We start from the raw sequence: 16,095 nt of genomic DNA on the forward strand, positions 1-16,095 counted from the left end.
GCTAGAAGTACCCCTCGCGCTTGCGGTCTTCCATCGCGGCCTCGGAGAGCTTGTCGTCGGCCCGGGTGGCCCCGCGCTCGGTGAGCCGGGACGCGGCGATCTCGGCGATGACGGCGTCGATGCCGGCGGCGTCGGAGTCCACCGCCCCGGTGCACGACATGTCGCCCACCGTGCGGTAGCGGACCAGCCGGGTCTCCACCGTCTCGCCGTCCTTCGGGCCGCCCCAGTCGCCCGCGGTCAGCCACATGCCGCTGCGCCGGAACACCTCGCGCTCGTGGGCGTAGTAGATCTCCGGCAGCTCGATGCCCTCGCGGGCGATGTACTGCCACACGTCCAGCTCGGTCCAGTTGGACAGCGGGAAGACGCGCACGTGCTCACCGGGGGCGTGCCGGCCGTTGTAGAGCTGCCACAGCTCGGGGCGCTGGCGCCGCGGGTCCCACTGGGAGAACTCGTCGCGCAGCGAGAACACCCGCTCCTTGGCCCGGGCCTTCTCCTCGTCGCGGCGGCCGCCGCCGAAGACCGCGTCGAAGCGGTGCTCCTGGATGGCCTCGGTGAGCGGCACCGTCTGCAACGGGTTGCGGGTGCCGTCGGGGCGCTCGCGCAGCCGGCCGTCGTCGATGTAGTCCTGCACCGAGGCGACGTGCAGCCGCAGCGAGTGCTCCGCAACGGTGCGGTCCCGGTACTCCAGCACCTCGGGGAAGTTGTGGCCCGTGTCGACGTGCAGCAGCGAGAAGGGGACCGCCGCGGGGGCGAAGGCCTTCAGCGCCAGGTGGAGCATGACGATGGAGTCCTTGCCGCCGGAGAAGAGGATCACCGGCCGCTCGAACTCGCCCGCGACCTCGCGGAAGATGTGCACCGCCTCCGACTCCAGCGCGTCCAGGTGCGACAGCGCGAAGGGGTTCGCGGTGCTCTCGTCGACGGCGACGACCGTGGTCATGCCGTTCCCCTCTCACTCGGTCCGCTCGCTCGTCCGGCCGCGCCTGCCGCCCGGGCCGCCGGGAGGTGTCCACGGTTCACGCCAGTCCCCTCTCCACGAGAAGCGCGTCGACCAGCGCCGCCGAGTCCTCGACGGTGTGGTCCTGGGTCTCGATCCGCAGGTCGGGGGTCTCGGGCGCCTCGTACGGGTCGTCGACACCGGTCAGCCCCGATATCTCGCCCGCGGCCTGCTTGGCGTACAGGCCCTTCACGTCACGCGTGGAGCAGACCTCCACGGGGGTGGCGACGTGCACCTCCAGGTACGTCGTGCCGCGCGCCTCGTGGCGCTTGCGGACGACCTCCCGGCTGTCGGCGTACGGCGCGATGACCGGGACGAGCACGGTGACGCCGTGGGAGGCGAGCAGTTCCGCCACGAAGCCGATGCGCTGCACGTTGGTGTGCCGGTCCTCGCGGCCGAAGCCGAGGCCGGCGGAGAGGAACTCGCGGATCTCGTCCCCGTCCAGGACCTCGACCCGGCGCCCGTCACCGCGCAGCCGCGCGGCAAGCGCCCGCGCGATCGTGGTCTTGCCCGCACTCGGCAGACCGGTGAGCCACACCGTGGCGCCCGCGTCCGTCACGCTCATCCGCCCCTCCCGGGAGGTCCGTTCCGTCGTCATCAGCCGTGCAGCCCGCACTCGGTCTTCGCCCGGCCCGCCCACCGGCCGGCCCGGGCGTCCTCGCCCGCCTGCACCCGGCGGGTGCAGGGGGCGCAGCCGACCGAGGCGTAGCCGTCCATGAGCAACGGATTCGTGAGTACCCCGTGATCGGCGACGTAGGAGTCCACGTCGTCTTGCGTCCAGCGGGCGATGGGGGAAACTTTGACCTTTCCGCGCCGGGCGTCCCAGCCGACGACCGGGGTGTCCGCCCGGGTCGGGGACTCGTCGCGGCGCAGTCCGGTCGCCCAGGCGTCGTAGCCGGTCAGTCCCTCCTCCAGCGGCTCGACCTTCCGCAGCGCGCAGCACAGGTCGGGGTCGCGGTCGTGGAGCCGGGGCCCGTGCTCGGCGTCCTGCTCGGCCACCGTCCGACGCGGCGTCAGCGTGATGACCCGTACGTCCATGACGGCCGCGACCGCGTCGCGGGTCCCGATGGTCTCGGGGAAGTGGTAGCCGGTGTCGAGGAAGACGACGTCGACGCCCGGGGCGGCGCGTGCGGCCAGGTGCGCCACGACCGCGTCCTCCATCGAGGAGGTGACGCAGAACCGGGAGCCGAAGGTGCCGGTGGCCCAGCGCAGGATGTCCAGCGCCGGGGCGTCCTCCAGGTCGCGTCCCGCCTGCTCGGCCAGCGTCCGCAGTTCGTCCGCGGTGTGCCGCTGCACGGTGCTCACGAAGGGCCTCCCTCACGGGTGTCGGTCCGCAGCCCCCGGGCCAGCAGGCCCAGGAACTTCAGCTGGAACGCGCGGTTGCAGGCCCGGCACTCCCAGGCGCCGTGGCCCTGCTCCGCCGGGTGCAGGTCCTCCTCACCGCAGTAGGGGCAGTGGAAGGGCGCGGCACGCTCGCTCACGACAGCGCCTCCTCGTCCGCCCGGGTCACCCACTGTGCGAAGCGCTCGCCTTCCGCCCGCCCGTCCTGGAAGCGCTTCAGGACGCGCTCGACGTAGTCGGGCAGTTCGTCCGCGGTGACCTTCAGGCCGCGGACCTTGCGGCCGAAACCGGCCTCCAGGCCCAGCGCGCCGCCCAGGTGCACCTGGTAGCCCTCCACCTGACGGCCCTCGTCGTCCAGCACCAGCTGGCCCTTGAGGCCGATGTCGGCGACCTGGATGCGGGCGCAGGCGTTGGGGCAGCCGTTGATGTTGATCGTGATCGGCTCGTCGAACTCCGGGAGCCGGCGCTCGAGTTCGTCGATCAGCGAGGAGCCGCGCGCCTTGGTCTCGACGATCGCCAGCTTGCAGAACTCGATGCCGGTGCAGGCCATCGTGCCGCGCCGGAACGGGGAGGGCCGCACCTGCAGGTCCAGTGCCTCCAGGCCCGAGACGAGCGAGTCGACCTGGTCCTGCTCGACGTCCAGCACGATCATCTTCTGCTCGACGGTCGTCCGCAGACGCCCGGAGCCGTGCGCCTCCGCCAGCTCCGCGATCTTGCTGAGGGTGGCGCCGTCCACCCGGCCGACGCGCGGCGCGAAACCGACGTAGAAGCGGCCGTCCTTCTGGCGGTGCACGCCCACGTGGTCCCGCCAGCGCTCGACCGGCTGGTCGGGGGCGGGGCCGTCGGCGAGCTTCCGCCCCAGGTACTCGTCCTGGAGCACCTGCCGGAACTTCTCCGCGCCCCAGTCGGCGACCAGGAACTTCAGCCGCGCGCGGTTGCGCAGCCGCCGGTAGCCGTAGTCGCGGAAGATGGAGATGACGCCCTCGAAGACGTCCGGGACCTCCTCCAGCGGCACCCACGCGCCCAGCCGGACGCCGATCTTCGGGTTGGTGGACAGGCCGCCGCCGACCCACACGTCGAAGCCCGGGCCGTGCTCGGGGTGGCGGACGCCGACGAAGGCGACGTCGTTGATCTCGTGGGCCACGTCCAGCAGCGGAGAGCCGGAGATCGCCGACTTGAACTTACGCGGCAGGTTCGAGAACTCCTTGTTGCCGACGATGCGGCGGTGCGCCTCGTCCACGGCCCACGTGCCGTCGACGATCTCGTCCTCGGCGATCCCGGCGACCGGCGAGCCGAGGATGACGCGCGGGGTGTCGCCGCACGCCTCGGTGGTGGACAGGCCCACGGCCTCCAGCCGCTCCCAGATCTCGGCGACGTCCTCGATGCGGATCCAGTGCAGCTGGATGTTCTGCCGGTCGGTGATGTCGGCGGTGCCGCGGGCGAACTCCTGGGAGACCTCGCCGATGACCCGCAGCTGCTCCGTGGTGAGCCGGCCGCCGTCGACGCGGATCCGGAGCATGAAGAACTTGTCGTCCAGCTCCTCCGGTTCCAGGATCGCGGTCTTCCCGCCGTCGATCCCGGGCTTGCGCTGGGTGTAGAGGCCCCACCAGCGCATGCGGCCGCGCAGGTCGGCGCCGTCGATCGCGTCGAAGCCGCCGTAGCGGTAGATCGTCTCAATGCGTGTCCGCACGTTGAGACCGTCGTCGTCCCGCTTGAACTGCTCGTTGGCGTTGAGCGGCGTCATGTGACCGACCGCCCACTGGCCCTCGCCGCGGTGGCGGCTCACCTTGCGGCGCGGCGCGGCGGCGTTCGGCTGGTCAGGGGTGGATGCCATGGCGATGCAGTCCTTCTGGCAGGCTGGAAAGAGTCGGTCGTAGCGCAAATGGTCCCCTTGGCCTGCGGGTACGCCGGAACGCCGGGAAGGGCGCAGGGCGTGGGCGCGTCATTGCGCCCGCGAGACCGGGGACGGCCGGATCAGTCCTGAACGGGACGGCGGCGAGTGCTCAGCACGCCTGACAGATGGCGCTGGACATGCGTCCGAGATCGACGTGCAGCCGACCTACCAAGGCGATTCCAGTGCGAGACATGTCGAAAGCGTGTCACGCGCATCTCGGGCCAGTCCACCGTTATCCATATGGTGGACGCGATCATCCCGCATGTCGAGACGCCCGAGTTGTCCGTCACCTGACAGGGGTCACCGGGCGCAGGAAATCCGCCGCGATGGCCCGGAATCCACCGTGCCCCCCGGTCCCCACGTGCCGCAGCTTGTGGCCCGCCAGCGCGGAACCCAGCCGCACGCCGGTGCCGAGCAGCGTACGGCCCGCGACCAGGGCCGCCAGCAGCCCCGCCGCGAAGACGTCGCCCGCCCCGGTCGCGTCCTCGACCTCGCCGTCGGGCAGCGGCCGGTGCGCGTAGCGCTCCACGGTGCCCGGCCGGTGCACCTCCACCCGGTCCGGGTACTTCACCACGGCCGCGCCCTCCCGCCGCGTCCGCACACGGCCCAGCCGCTCGAACTCCCGCCCGTTGACCAGCAGGTAGTCGCTCATCGCCGCCATGGCCAGCACATCGGCCGTCGGCTCCGCCGACCAGGCGTGGCCCGGGTCGAAGCTGATCAGCGTCCTCGGTGAACGCCGCCGCACCTCCACCAGCAGCCGGTGCAGCGCCGCCCCGCCGTCCGGATCCAGGAAGGAGGTGACGTGGACCGCCCGGGACGCCGCCAGGTAGCCGGCGATCTCCTCGAAGCGCTCCCGCACGTGGACGGCGATCCGCGTGTTGGCCCCGGTGTGGGTCAGCAGGGTGCGCTCCCCGCCGTCGTGCACGGACAGGCAGATCCCGCACAGCTGGTCCGGGTCCCGGGCCACCAGCCGCCGGTCGATGCCGAGCCCGTCGAGGACCGCCAGCGGGCCGGCAGCCCCCAGCGGGTCGCGGCCCGCGACGCCCACGTAGCCGAGCCGCAGCCCGCGGCCCAGGCGGCCCAGGGCGTGGAGGGTGTTGAACGCCGAGCCGCCCGGCTCCGGCGTCAACGGCACCCCCTCGTCCCGCAGCCACTCCAGCCCGGCCCGCACCGCGCGCTCGTCGACCATGCGCTCGCCGCCGCTCTCCGGCGGGTACCGCAGCCGCATGTGCGCGCCCAGCCGGGCCAGCACCGGGCCGCCGTTCAGGGCGGACGCCCCGGTGATGAGGTCCAGGTTGAGTGCCCCGACCCCGACGACGTCCATGCCCGCCCCTTCCCTCCGGCCGGTCCCTACCGGGCTCCGGGCCAGGGCCCGGTCACGGGCCTCTCCTCCTCTTCCCCCGTCTCGGTGCGGAAGATGCGGAAGCCGCGCCTCTCGTAGTTGGCGAGCGCGTGCGGCCCGTCCAGGCTGCAGGTGTGCACCCACACCCGCTTGGTGGGGGCGCGGTCCGGCAGGCGGTCCGCCAGGTCCCAGGCGCGGGCGATGCCGACGGACAGCAGGTGCCCGCCGATCCGCCGCCCCCGGAAGGCGGGCAGCAGCCCGAAGTACGCGATCTCGACCTGGCCGTCGTCCTGCGGGTCCAGTTCGATGTAACCGGCCGGGGTGTCCCGGTCGTACGCCACCCACGTCTCGACGCCCGGGCGCTCCAGGAAGGACCGCCACTGCTCGTACGACCACGGCAACCGGTCCGTCCAGGCGCAGTCCGCGCCCACCGAGGTGTAGAGGAAGCGGCTGAACTCCGGGGACGGCACCTCGGCCCGCGCGATGCGGACGCCCGCGGCCGCGGGGTCCGGCTCCAGGGAGGGCCGCAGGTCGGCGTGGGAGGTCTGCTCCAGGGACCACGTGGTCACCGTGACGCTAGTGCTCATGCGCCACATTCTGCGGCCTCGCGGGCCCGGCGGGTCCCCGGCTCGCTGCCGCCGCCCGTCCGGGTCCGGGCCTCACTCCCCGAAGCGCGCCGCGCGCACCGCCGGCGCCGTCGAGTGCGGCAGCAGGTCCGCGGGGTGGGCGGGGCGCACCACCTCGACCTCGACGCCGTCGGCGAAGCGGTAGGGACGGTGGCCGAGCACCCCGGCCAGGGTGCGGCGCAGCCGGGACATCTCGGCCCGCACCGTCACCGTGCGCGAGGGGTCGCCGAACAGGTCGCCGGCCAGCTCCGCGGCGCTGCGGCCGTCCCGGTGCAGGGCCAGCACGAAGAGCAGTTCGGCGTGGCGCGGGCTGAGCTCCTGCGACCAGCCGCCGCCCGCGCCGGAGACGCTCACCGTCCACGTGCGGGGACGGGCGAGGTCCAGCACCACGTGCCCGGACGCGGGCACCTCGTCCTCCGGCGCGGCGACCCGCACCAGCCAGCCGCCCGGCAGCGGCTCCAGGGTGCAGGTGCCCAGCGCGGGCACCCAGGTGCGCCCGGCGCTCGGCGCGGCGGGCAGCGTGATCCGCTCCACCGGCGGCATCCCGGTCACGGCCGCCGTCCAGCCGTTGGGGTCGACGACCGCCGCGCGGCCCTGCATCCGGGCCAGCAGCGGGGCGGCGACCGAGCGCAGCCGGTCCACGGTCGCCCAGTGCAGGCTGCGCAGTTCCGCCTCGGCGACCTTGGTCACCGCGGTCACCAGTGACAGCACCGCGGGGTGCATGCCGGCCGCGGGCCCGCTGACGTCCACCGCGCCCAGCAGCCGTCCGTCGCGCGGGTCGTGGAGCGGAGCGGCGGCGCAGGTCCACTGGTGGTGCACCCGCACGAAGTGCTCCGAGGAGTGCACCTGCATCGGCCGCCCGGTGACCAGGGCGGTGCCGATCGCGTTGGTGCCGACGGCCTCCTCCGACCACGAGGCGCCCTCCGCGAAGCCGAGCCGGTCCGCGCTCCTGCGGACGGCCAGGCTGCCGTCCCGCCACAGCACCCGGCCCTCGGGGTCGGTGACCACCATGATGTGCCGGGCCTCGTCGGCGACCGATACCAGGCCGTCGCGCAGCGCGGGCAGCACCTCGCCCAGCGGGGTGCGGCGCCGGCGCACCTCGATCTCGTCGGCGGTCAGCATGCCGGTCTGACTGCCGCTGTCGGGATCGACGCCGAGGTGCAGCGCACGCCGCCAGGAGTCCTCGATGACCGGTCTGGCCTGCGTGCCACCCGACCCGCCGCCCAGCGCGGCGTCCCGCATGCCGGCCAGCAGCCGGGCGGAACGACGCGGTTCCTGGACGGACTGGACCGACAACGACCGTGCGTCGATCGGAACCTGGCTCATGGTGCTCCCCGCGTCCGTGTGCGCCGCGCTTTGTGCGCCCCGGCAGTGGCAGCGACGTTTCTTCGCTGCCACACCATGTGCATATGGTGCCGTCGGGCCGGTCCCTCCGGTGGGATATCCGGCCAATACCTTGCAACTGTCTGCAACGGTTGCGAATATGCGCGCATTCGACGGACAGTGACGGCGCATCACGCTACTCGTACGGAACCCTGAATCCGTACGACGGTGAGGCGAGACCGGGGGTGGTGCCGAGTCGGCGCGGCACCACCCTCAGTGCGGCGCGGCGGCGGAACGTTTCCCCTGGGTCCCGGTCCTTCCGTCGGGACCGTGGGACGGACCGCCGCCGCACCCGCCCGGCCCTCACACCCGCGGGCGCGCCCGCTCGACGACCGCCGCCAGGTCCAGGCCGCGCGGCAGCGTCCCGAAGGTCGCCCCCCAGTCCCCGCCGAGCCGCGAGGCGCAGAACGCGTCCGAGACCTCCACCGGCGCGAACCGCACCAGCAACGAGCCCTGCAGCACCAGCGCCATGCGCTCCACCACCCGGCGTGCCCGCGCCTCGACGCCCTCGAGATCCGCCAGTTCCGTCAGCAGCGACTTGATCGCGCCGTCCAGCCGGTGGTCCGCGCCCCGCGCCAGGCCGATCTCGCCCAGGAACGCGTTCAGCGCCGCCGGTTCCCGCTGCAGCACCCGCAGTACGTCCAGGGCCTGGACGTTGCCCGAGCCCTCCCACACCGAGTTCAGCGGCGACTCCCGGAACAGCCGCGGCATCCCCGACTCCTCCACGTAGCCGTTGCCGCCCAGGCACTCCAGCGCCTCCGCCACCAGCGGCGGGCAGCGCTTGGTGATCCAGTACTTGGAGACCGCCACCGCCAGCCGCCGCAGGTGCCGCTCCTGCTCGTCGTCCGCGTCGTAGGCGGCCGCCAGCCGCAGCACGGTCGTGGTGGCCGCCTCCGACTCCAGCGCCAGGTCCGCCAGGACGTTGCGCATCAGCGGCTTGTCGGCCAGCAGCCCGCCGAACGCGCTGCGGTGCCCGGCGTGGTGCACCGCCTGCGCCACCGCCTGCCGCATCAGCGCCGCCGAACCGGTCGCGCAGTCCAGCCGGGTGGCCGCCACCATCTCGATGATCGTCGCGACCCCGCGCCCCTCCTCGCCGACCCGGCGCGCCCACGTGCCGTCGAACTCCACCTCCGCCGAGGCGTTGGAACGGTTGCCCAGCTTGTCCTTGAGCCGCTGGATCAGGAAGACGTTGCGCGAGCCGTCCGGCAGCACCCTCGGCAGCAGGAAGCAGGTCAGCCCGCCGGGCGCCTGCGCCAGCACCAGGAAGGCGTCCGACATCGGCGCCGAGCAGAACCACTTGTGGCCGGTGAGCAGGTAGGTGCCCTCCTCCGCCAGCGGCTCCGCGCGCGTGGTGTTGGCCCGTACGTCCGAACCGCCCTGCTTCTCGGTCATCCCCATGCCGAACAGCGCCCCGGGCTTGCGCCCCGGCGCCACCAGACCGGGGTCGTACACCCGCGACCCCAGCCGGGGCTCCCACTCCGCGGCCAGCACCGGGTCGACGCGCAGCGCCGGCACCGCCGCGTGCGTCATCGACACCGGGCAGCCGTGCCCGGCCTCCGCCTGGGACCACACCAGGAAACCCGCCCCGCGCCGCAGGTGACCGCCGGGCCGTGACCACGCGTCGGTCAGCCCGGACGAGACCGCCCGCCCCAGCAGCCGGTGCCACGCCGGGTGGAACTCGACCTCGTCGATCCGGTTCCCGTACCGGTCGTGGGTGCGCAGCACCGGCCGGTGGGTGTCGGCCGCCTCCGCCCACCCCCGCGCCTGCGCCGAACCCGCCACCCGGCCGATGTCGCCCAGCTCCCGGTGGACCTCCTCGCGGAGACCGGGCGCCACGTGCCGTTCCACCCCCTCCACCAGGGCGGCGTCGGCGGCGTACACGTCATACCCGACCAGGGGCGGAGGCTGGTTGGTCACGGTGTGTGTGGGGGGACTCATGCCAGTTACGGTAGGCGCGTGCAGGCAGCAGACGAAACACCCGAGGGGCCCAGGCGCGGCCGTCTCCACCGGGCGCAGGCCCTCTACCGGAACGTGTCCAAGCGCAAGGTCGGCTGGCTGCTGCTCAAGGACACGGTCGACTCCTGCATGGAGTACCGCGTCACCGGACTCGCCGCCGAAGCCGCCTTCTTCGTGCTGCTCTCCCTGCCGCCGCTGCTGCTGAGCCTCGTCGGCGCCATCGGCTACGTCGACGGGATCATCGGCACCGACACCATCGACAACATCCGGGGCAACATCCTCACGGCCGCCGCGACCGTCCTGTCCGACAAGGGCGTCGACCAGCTGATGCGGCCGCTGGTCGACGACGTCTTCGGCGGCGGGCGGCCCGACGTGATCTCCATCGGCTTCGTCATCGCCCTGTGGTCCGGATCGCGCGCCCTGAACGTCTTCGTGGACACGATCACGATCATGTACGGGCTGGAGGGCAGGCGCGGCATCGTCAAGACGCGGCTGCTGGCCCTGCTGCTCTACATCGTCGCCCTGGTGATCGGCGCCGTCGTCATGCCGCTGTTGGTCGTCGGGCCGGACGCCGTGGTGGCGCTCCTGCCGTGGAGCGAGGCCGTGATCCGGATACTGTACTGGCCGGTCGTCCTCCTGCTGTCGATCGCCTTCCTCACCACGCTGTACCACGTCTCGGTACCGGTGCGGTCGCCCTGGTACGAGGACATGCCCGGGGCGGCCGTCGCCCTGCTGATGTGGGTCCTGGGCAGCTTCGTGCTGCGCATCTACCTCACCCAGACCGTCGAGGGCCCCACCATCTACGGCTCCCTGGCCGCGCCCGTCGCCGTGCTGCTGTGGATCTTCGTGTCGGCCTTCGCGGTGCTCGTCGGCGCGGCCGTCAACGCGGCCATCGACCGGGTGTGGCCCTCGATCGAGACCGCGGCCGCCCGCGAGGAGAACGCCCGGGCCAGGGAACGCGCCGCCGCCGACCTCGTCGCCGAGGCCGCCGCCCGGCGCGCCGCGTTCGAGTCCGGCCCGGACGACGAGGTCGGCCCGGAGGACCCGCCCGCCGAATTCCCCGAGCGCTGGGCGGGCTTCCTGCCCCCGGACGACGTACGGTCCCGGCTGCGCGGCCGCCGCCCCCCGGGCAAGGACGGCGGCAAGCAGCCCCGCGACTGACGCGGCCCGGGCCGGACCGGGCACGGACCCGGCGCGGTGTGTCGGTGGCCGGTGCCATGCTGGAGCGGTGTACCGGGAACGGACCTCGGCCGTGCCCGGCGCCGTGCTGTGGACGAGGACAGCGGGCGCCGGCACCGCCCGCGTGCTGCCCGACGGCTGCATCGACCTGATCTGGGGCGAGGACACCGGGCTGTTCGCGGCGGGGCCCGACACCACCGCCCACCTCTCCGGCAGCCCGCCCGGCACCCGGTACGCGGGGCTGCGCTTCGCCCCCGGCGTCGGACCCGCCGTGTTCGGACCGCCCGCGCACGAACTGCGCGACCGCCGCGTGCCGCTGGACGCGCTGTGGCCCGGCGCCGAGGCCCGCCGGCTCACCGAGCGCGTCGCCGCCGCCGCCGACCCCGGCGCCGTCCTGGAGTCCGTGGTGCTCTCCCGTGCCGACCGGCGCGCGTCGTCCCCGTGGGGCCCGGAGGTCGCCGCGAGCCTCGCGGCCGGGGCTCGCGTCGGTGCCGTCGCCGAGGACACCGGGCTCAGCGAACGCCAGCTCCACCGCCGCTGCCTGGACGCCTTCGGCTACGGGCCGAAGACCCTCGCCCGCATCCTGCGCCTCCAGCGGGCACTGGCCCTGGCCCGGGGCGGCCGCGCCTTCGCCGATGTCGCCGCCCACGCGGGCTACGCCGACCAGGCCCATCTCGCCCGCGACGTCCGGGCCCTCGCCGGGGTTCCGCTCGGCGAACTGCTCTAGGTGCCGGTGGGTGGTGGCGGTGCGCCGGTTCTTGGCTGTCGCGCCGTCTCGCGCCCTTCGGGCGCAAAGATGCCGGCTGCGGGTGGGAGGGTGGCGGTCCGGGGCCGGTCGGCGGTGTGCGGCTCGGTGGTCGGTTGGGGTTCAGGCGCCGGAGCGGGGCTGGTTGTTCGTCTGGCTCGGGTCTCGTTGCCGTCCGCGGGTGCAGATGGCCGGTGGCCACGCCCACGGTCCGTGGGTGGCGCGCCCGCCGTAACCGGCGTCTGCGGGTAATTCCCCGATCCGAAGATCGGGCTCTGTTTCGACGGCTATACCGCGGAAAGCGAGCCCGATCTCGCCCGGCTCAAAGATCGGGCTCTGTTTCGACGTCCATACCGCCGAAAGCGGGCCCGATGTCGTTCCGATCGCTCGGCAGCACCCCGAAATACCCGCAGTCGCGGGTTACGGCGGGCGCGCCCACCACCGGCAGTAGGCGTGGAAGCGGCCATCTATACCCGCGGACGGCAACGAGACCCAGGCCAGCGGAAAGGCACTCCGCTCCGGCGCCTGAACCCCAGCCACGCACCCACCCGCACACCGCCGACAAGCCCCGGCCCCCACCCTCCCCGCCGCAGCCAGCCGCTGTGCGCCCGCAGGGCGCGAGACGAACCCGCACCCACCCACCCACCCACCCACCGGCCTCGCCCCTCGGCGCCCACCCACTCGCAGGTACCCCGCTAGGAGAACCTTGCGAAGAGGTCGACCGGGTTCCCGTCGGGGTCCAGGACCACGGCGTACCGCATTCCCCACGGCGCGTCGAAGGGCTTCAGATGTCCCGCGTACCCGGCCCCGGTCAGTTCGGCGAACGTCGTGTCCACCTCCTCCGGGCGCTCACACACGAAGGCCAGCGCCATCCGGTGACCGCCCTGCGGCGGCTCCCACGCGGAGTCGAAGGAGCGGACCATCTCCACCGTGTCCCACGCCATCCGCAGCCCCCCGGGCAGCGCGGTCTCCACGTGCGGTTCCGCCTCCGCCCCGGCGGGGATCTCCAGCCCCAGCCTGCGGTAGAAGGCCAGCGAGGCGGCCATGTCGGCCACGACGATCTCGACGACATCGAAACGAAGAGTCATGCCGCCACCGTAGGCGCGCCCCGTCCGGCCCGTCTTGAACGAATCGGACGCGCGCCGGGCCGGTCAGCGCCGGGGGACGGCCGGGGTGTCCTCCCCGGGTTCGCCGAGCGGGGTGGCCGTGACCGTGTCGGACTGGCGGGCGGAGGAAGAGGAGCGGCGCGCGTCGGGGGCGACGGAGGGCCCCGTGCGGCGGTCCGGGCGGGGGGTCCCGGACGTTTCCGGGGCGGGGGCCGTCGACGGGCGCGGCGAGGGCGGCGGGTCGGCCGCCGGGGGGACGGACACCGCGGGCACGGTCGGGCCGACCGCCGGGCCCTGCGCGGGGGCGGACATCAGGTGCAGCGGCACGGCGACGACCGCCGCCACCGCCAGCGACACCCCGGCTCCCGCGGCCGTCCGCAGCAACTTGCGCCGCACAGCCGCGCGGCGCACCTCGCGGAAGCGGCCGGGCGGCGGTCCGAGGAGGACCGTGCCGGGCCCCAGCAGGGCGTCCAGCTCGGCGTCGCGTTCCTCGCCCGGGCCCTCAATGGGTGTGATCAAGGCTTCTCCTCAGTCCGGCTCGCAGCATCTCCCTGGCCGCGTGCAGGTCGGCCTTCACGGTTCCTTCCTTCCGTCCCGTCGCCGCCGCCACCTCCCGGACCGGCATGTCGGCGTAGTAGTACAGCAGGATCGGCACCCGCAGCCGCTCGGGCAGCGACTGGACGAGCATCCGCACCGAGGGGTCGGTCTGCCCGTCGCGTCCCTCGCCCTGCCCGTCGACGACGACCTCCGCGGTGGCGCGCCGCATGGCCCGGCGTTCGCGCTCCACCTTCCGCCAGTGGTCGCGCACGATGTTGGCGGCCGTGACGTAGAGGAAGCCGCGCGGCTCGTCCACGTTCGTCCAGCGCGCCCACAACCGGGTGAAGGCCTCGGAGGCGATCTCGTGGGCCGTCTCGTCGTCGTCGACCAGCCGCCGGCACCAGCCGGCCAGGCGCGGGTAGAGGGCGGCGAACAGCTCGGACGCCGCTTCCTCCCGGGAGGACCGTTTCAACACTCTCCACATTCCGTCGTTCATCATGCCGCAGGCCGATCGCCGGGCGGCCGGGCCGGCGGGCGTCACGCCCACCGGCCCGGCCACCCGCTAGCCGCGGTCCGCCGAGGTCAGGGAGGCGTACACCACGACGTTGTCGCGGTATCCGCTCCCGTCGGCGGTGCGGGGGCCGCCGCAGGTGATCAGGCGCAACTCGGGCCGGTCCACGTCGCCGTAGACCTCCTGGGTCGGGAAGTGCGCCTTGGCCACCGTCTGCACCCGGTCCACGGTGAACTCCGCGGACGCGCCGTCCCGCAGCCCCGCCACGACCCGGTCGCCCGGTCGCAGCCGTGCCAGGTCGTGGAAGACCCCGTCGCCGAACCGGCCGACGGTGACGTGCGCCAGGAGCACCGACGGGCCGAGCCGGCCCGGGGTGGGGGAGTGGCGGTACCAGCCGGCTGGCGAGTCGCGCGCCACCGGCGGGACCTCCACGGTGCCGTCCGCGGCCAGCCCCAGTTCCATGACCGGGGTGTCGACCCCGATCGCCGGGATCCGCAGCCGTACCGGGACCGAGCGGGCGAGCTGGGGCGGCGGGGACGGGTGCGTCCGGGCGGCGGCCGGCGACGTCGGGACGACGGCCGGCGCGGCGACGGCACCGTCACCGGAACCGCCCGCGCACCCGCCCGCCCACGGCAGGACCGCGAGGACCGCCAGGACCGCGGCCCACCTCGCACCCGGGGTCATCCGGCGGTGGTGCGCCTGCGCCGCGTCACCACGAACGTGCCGCCGGCCAGGAGCAGCAGGCCGCCGGCGGCCGCCCCCACCACCGCTCCGTCGGGACCCTGGGAGGCCGGGGACTGCACGCCGGTGTCGGGGGCGCCGGCCGGCACCCTGTCGACCTGACGCGGCGACGGCGCCGTGGACGGCGCCGCCGACGGCACCGCGGACGGCGCGCTGCCGCGGGCCGGCGAGGGCTGCGTGCTCGGCCCGTCGGCGAACGCGGGCGCCGTACCCGCGAGCACCGCGGCGCACGCGACGGCGGCGGCGGTCAGAACACTCCTGCGCATGTATCGCTCTCCTTCGTCACCCCGCCCTGCCCCGTCGGGGCGCGGGCGGGTTCTGGCAACTGATCGCGCGAAGAGACGAGGCGGCCCGTGAGCCGGTTGTAAAGAACGGGCAAAGTCGCCCGCGCGGGGCCCCCGGTGAACGGCGGACGACGCGGCGGCGACTGGCCGGAGCCGCCGCCCCGCCGGGCGTCACGGTTGGGCAACACCCAGCTCACGGCGGCAGCCGCACGCGCCCGCGAGCGCATCATGTGATCAGGGTGGGGACGTCAAAAGGGGGCGGGGACCGGTGGAGTTCACGGTGGAGCGGACGCTCGCGAGACGCGGCCGGCGGTGGCTGACCGGGGGCCTGGTCGCGATCGGGGCGGCGGTTGTGTGGCTGGTCGCCTCCGGGAGCGCGACGGCCCCCCTGATGCTGGCGTTCCTGGCGGGCGTGGCGGCCTGGAGCGGCGCGAAGGACCTGCGGAGGTCACGGCAGCCGTTCCGGCTGCGCATCGACGCGTTCGGCATCACGCTGCACGACGCGGAGCTCGCCTGGGAGCAGATCGACAGCGTCTCCCTCTGGCACGTCCCCAACACCGGTGAGGACAGCGAGACCACCACACCGCCCAAACCGCGGCTCACGCTCTGGACGGCACCGGGCGTCGCCTTCCCCCGCAAGCCCGACCGCGGCCGGAGCGACCGGCCGCGCTACACGCTCGTCGACTGCGAGGACCTCGACCAGGGCGTCTCCGATCTGACGGCCGTGCTCGCCGAACACGGCGGCGCCGCCTTCGAGACCGCGCCGCGCGGCGTGCGCCCGCCGGTGCCGGTGACCGTGGCGGGGCCGGAACTGCGCGTGCCCGGCGGGGAGCGGCAGTTCGTCGACGACCGCAGGGCCGGCACCTGGACGCTGGTCTGGGCGGCGCTCGCCGTCGTCTTCAGCTACTCCTTCTGGGAACTCGTCCACGGCCGCATCATCGGCCCCGAACCCTTCACCGCCTTCGGCCCGCTCGGCGCGATCGGCTGCTGGTACCTCACCGGACGGTCGTTCCGGCGCTGGCGCAAGCCGCTGCGGCTGCGCGTCGGGTCCGCCGGGATCGGCATGCGCGAGGCGACCCGCCAGGAGTCGTTCTTCTCCTGGAAGGACATCGCGGCCGTCACCGTCGGCCGCCCCCCGACCACCGACGACACCCGCCCGTGGCTGGTGGTGTGGCCGCTGCCGGGCAGCCGACCCTACGACAACCCCTCCTACCTGGTCGACGGCCACAAGGCCTACGCCCTGGTGCGCCTCGACCGGCTGCCCGGCGGGGCGGCCGCCGTCGCCCCCGTGGTGCGGGAGTACGCGGGGGAGCGCTACGCCGAGACGGCCTGAGCCGTCCGCGGAAAACCGGTTGCGGGGGCCCACCGCGCACCGGCTAGGGTGTCCCCGTCAGACCGCGAGCGAACCGGGAGGTGTTGGAACGATGACTGCCGTCGAGCAGGGCGCTGCCCGCAT

At 74.0% G+C, this 16,095-nt stretch carries 18 protein-coding genes; 3 read left to right on the forward strand and 15 right to left on the reverse strand.

What is annotated here, in order from left to right; all coding sequences use genetic code 11:
• Window position 1: 1 nt before the first annotated feature.
• The 10 genes from cysD to ABZ479_RS06765 form a co-directional block, all read right to left on the reverse strand.
• Window positions 2-937 carry a sulfate adenylyltransferase subunit CysD gene (cysD, locus tag ABZ479_RS06720; RefSeq protein WP_499601611.1) on the reverse strand — a complete coding sequence of 312 codons (936 nt, stop codon included), beginning with the start codon at window positions 935-937 and terminating at the stop codon, window positions 2-4.
• Between the two features lie 76 nt (window positions 938-1,013).
• The gene (cysC, locus tag ABZ479_RS06725) at window positions 1,014-1,559 is read right to left on the reverse strand and encodes an adenylyl-sulfate kinase (RefSeq protein WP_500460368.1); all 546 of its coding nucleotides are present in this window, start codon (window positions 1,557-1,559) and stop codon (window positions 1,014-1,016) included.
• Window positions 1,560-1,591: 32 nt separating this feature from the next.
• Window positions 1,592-2,299: a phosphoadenylyl-sulfate reductase gene (locus ABZ479_RS06730; RefSeq protein ID WP_500460369.1), complete on the reverse strand. Its 708-nt coding sequence runs from the start codon at window positions 2,297-2,299 to the stop codon at window positions 1,592-1,594.
• The gene (locus ABZ479_RS06735) at window positions 2,296-2,475 is read right to left on the reverse strand and encodes a hypothetical protein (protein ID WP_499601605.1); all 180 of its coding nucleotides are present in this window, start codon (window positions 2,473-2,475) and stop codon (window positions 2,296-2,298) included. Before ABZ479_RS06735 ends, ABZ479_RS06730 begins: the two co-directional genes overlap by 4 nt.
• Window positions 2,472-4,169, reverse strand: coding sequence for a nitrite/sulfite reductase (locus tag ABZ479_RS06740; RefSeq protein ID WP_500460370.1), 1,698 nt, complete (start codon window positions 4,167-4,169; stop codon window positions 2,472-2,474). The genes ABZ479_RS06735 and ABZ479_RS06740 overlap by 4 nt, the downstream gene beginning before the upstream one ends.
• A gap of 169 nt (window positions 4,170-4,338) precedes the next feature.
• On the reverse strand, window positions 4,339-4,422 hold the full coding sequence (locus ABZ479_RS06745) for a putative leader peptide (protein ID WP_322975673.1): 84 nt from the start codon (window positions 4,420-4,422) through the stop codon (window positions 4,339-4,341).
• Between the two features lie 93 nt (window positions 4,423-4,515).
• Complete coding sequence (locus ABZ479_RS06750; RefSeq protein ID WP_500460371.1) at window positions 4,516-5,553, reverse strand: carbohydrate kinase family protein; 1,038 nt, start codon at window positions 5,551-5,553, stop codon at window positions 4,516-4,518.
• A gap of 26 nt (window positions 5,554-5,579) precedes the next feature.
• Window positions 5,580-6,158: a GNAT family N-acetyltransferase gene (locus ABZ479_RS06755; protein WP_500460373.1), complete on the reverse strand. Its 579-nt coding sequence runs from the start codon at window positions 6,156-6,158 to the stop codon at window positions 5,580-5,582.
• A gap of 72 nt (window positions 6,159-6,230) precedes the next feature.
• Window positions 6,231-7,523, reverse strand: coding sequence for a helix-turn-helix domain-containing protein (locus ABZ479_RS06760; RefSeq protein WP_499601598.1), 1,293 nt, complete (start codon window positions 7,521-7,523; stop codon window positions 6,231-6,233).
• Window positions 7,524-7,883: 360 nt separating this feature from the next.
• Complete coding sequence (locus ABZ479_RS06765) at window positions 7,884-9,518, reverse strand: acyl-CoA dehydrogenase family protein (protein WP_500460374.1); 1,635 nt, start codon at window positions 9,516-9,518, stop codon at window positions 7,884-7,886.
• A gap of 18 nt (window positions 9,519-9,536) precedes the next feature.
• On the opposite strand from ABZ479_RS06765, the gene ABZ479_RS06770 reads away from it, so the two are divergent.
• Both ABZ479_RS06770 and ABZ479_RS06775 read left to right on the forward strand, forming a co-directional pair.
• The gene (locus ABZ479_RS06770; protein ID WP_500460375.1) at window positions 9,537-10,697 is read left to right on the forward strand and encodes a YihY/virulence factor BrkB family protein; all 1,161 of its coding nucleotides are present in this window, start codon (window positions 9,537-9,539) and stop codon (window positions 10,695-10,697) included.
• Window positions 10,698-10,764: 67 nt separating this feature from the next.
• A complete protein-coding gene (locus tag ABZ479_RS06775; RefSeq protein ID WP_500460377.1) occupies window positions 10,765-11,442 on the forward strand; it encodes a helix-turn-helix domain-containing protein in 678 nt (225 codons plus the stop codon).
• A 713-nt stretch (window positions 11,443-12,155) separates the two neighbouring features.
• Here the strand turns inward: ABZ479_RS06775 and ABZ479_RS06780 are convergent.
• The 5 genes from ABZ479_RS06780 to ABZ479_RS06800 all read right to left on the reverse strand — a co-directional run bounded on the left by ABZ479_RS06780 (window position 12,156) and on the right by ABZ479_RS06800 (window position 14,621).
• A complete protein-coding gene (locus ABZ479_RS06780; RefSeq protein ID WP_500460378.1) occupies window positions 12,156-12,548 on the reverse strand; it encodes a VOC family protein in 393 nt (130 codons plus the stop codon).
• Between the two features lie 63 nt (window positions 12,549-12,611).
• Window positions 12,612-13,085 carry a hypothetical protein gene (locus ABZ479_RS06785; RefSeq protein WP_500460379.1) on the reverse strand — a complete coding sequence of 158 codons (474 nt, stop codon included), beginning with the start codon at window positions 13,083-13,085 and terminating at the stop codon, window positions 12,612-12,614.
• The gene (locus ABZ479_RS06790) at window positions 13,069-13,587 is read right to left on the reverse strand and encodes an RNA polymerase sigma factor (protein ID WP_500460380.1); all 519 of its coding nucleotides are present in this window, start codon (window positions 13,585-13,587) and stop codon (window positions 13,069-13,071) included. The genes ABZ479_RS06785 and ABZ479_RS06790 overlap by 17 nt, the downstream gene beginning before the upstream one ends.
• 78 nt (window positions 13,588-13,665) lie before the next feature.
• Entirely contained in the window at window positions 13,666-14,298 is a 633-nt protein-coding gene (locus ABZ479_RS06795; RefSeq protein ID WP_500460381.1) for a class F sortase, read from the reverse strand.
• Entirely contained in the window at window positions 14,295-14,621 is a 327-nt protein-coding gene (locus tag ABZ479_RS06800) for an LPXTG cell wall anchor domain-containing protein (protein WP_500460382.1), read from the reverse strand. Before ABZ479_RS06800 ends, ABZ479_RS06795 begins: the two co-directional genes overlap by 4 nt.
• A gap of 286 nt (window positions 14,622-14,907) precedes the next feature.
• On the opposite strand from ABZ479_RS06800, the gene ABZ479_RS06805 reads away from it, so the two are divergent.
• Window positions 14,908-15,972, forward strand: a complete 1,065-nt coding sequence (locus ABZ479_RS06805; protein ID WP_500460383.1) for a hypothetical protein — start codon at window positions 14,908-14,910, stop codon at window positions 15,970-15,972.
• Window positions 15,973-16,095 lie beyond the last annotated feature (123 nt).

This window comes from Streptomyces sp. NPDC005722, assembly GCF_040630935.1.
Lineage (GTDB): Bacteria > Actinomycetota > Actinomycetes > Streptomycetales > Streptomycetaceae > Actinacidiphila.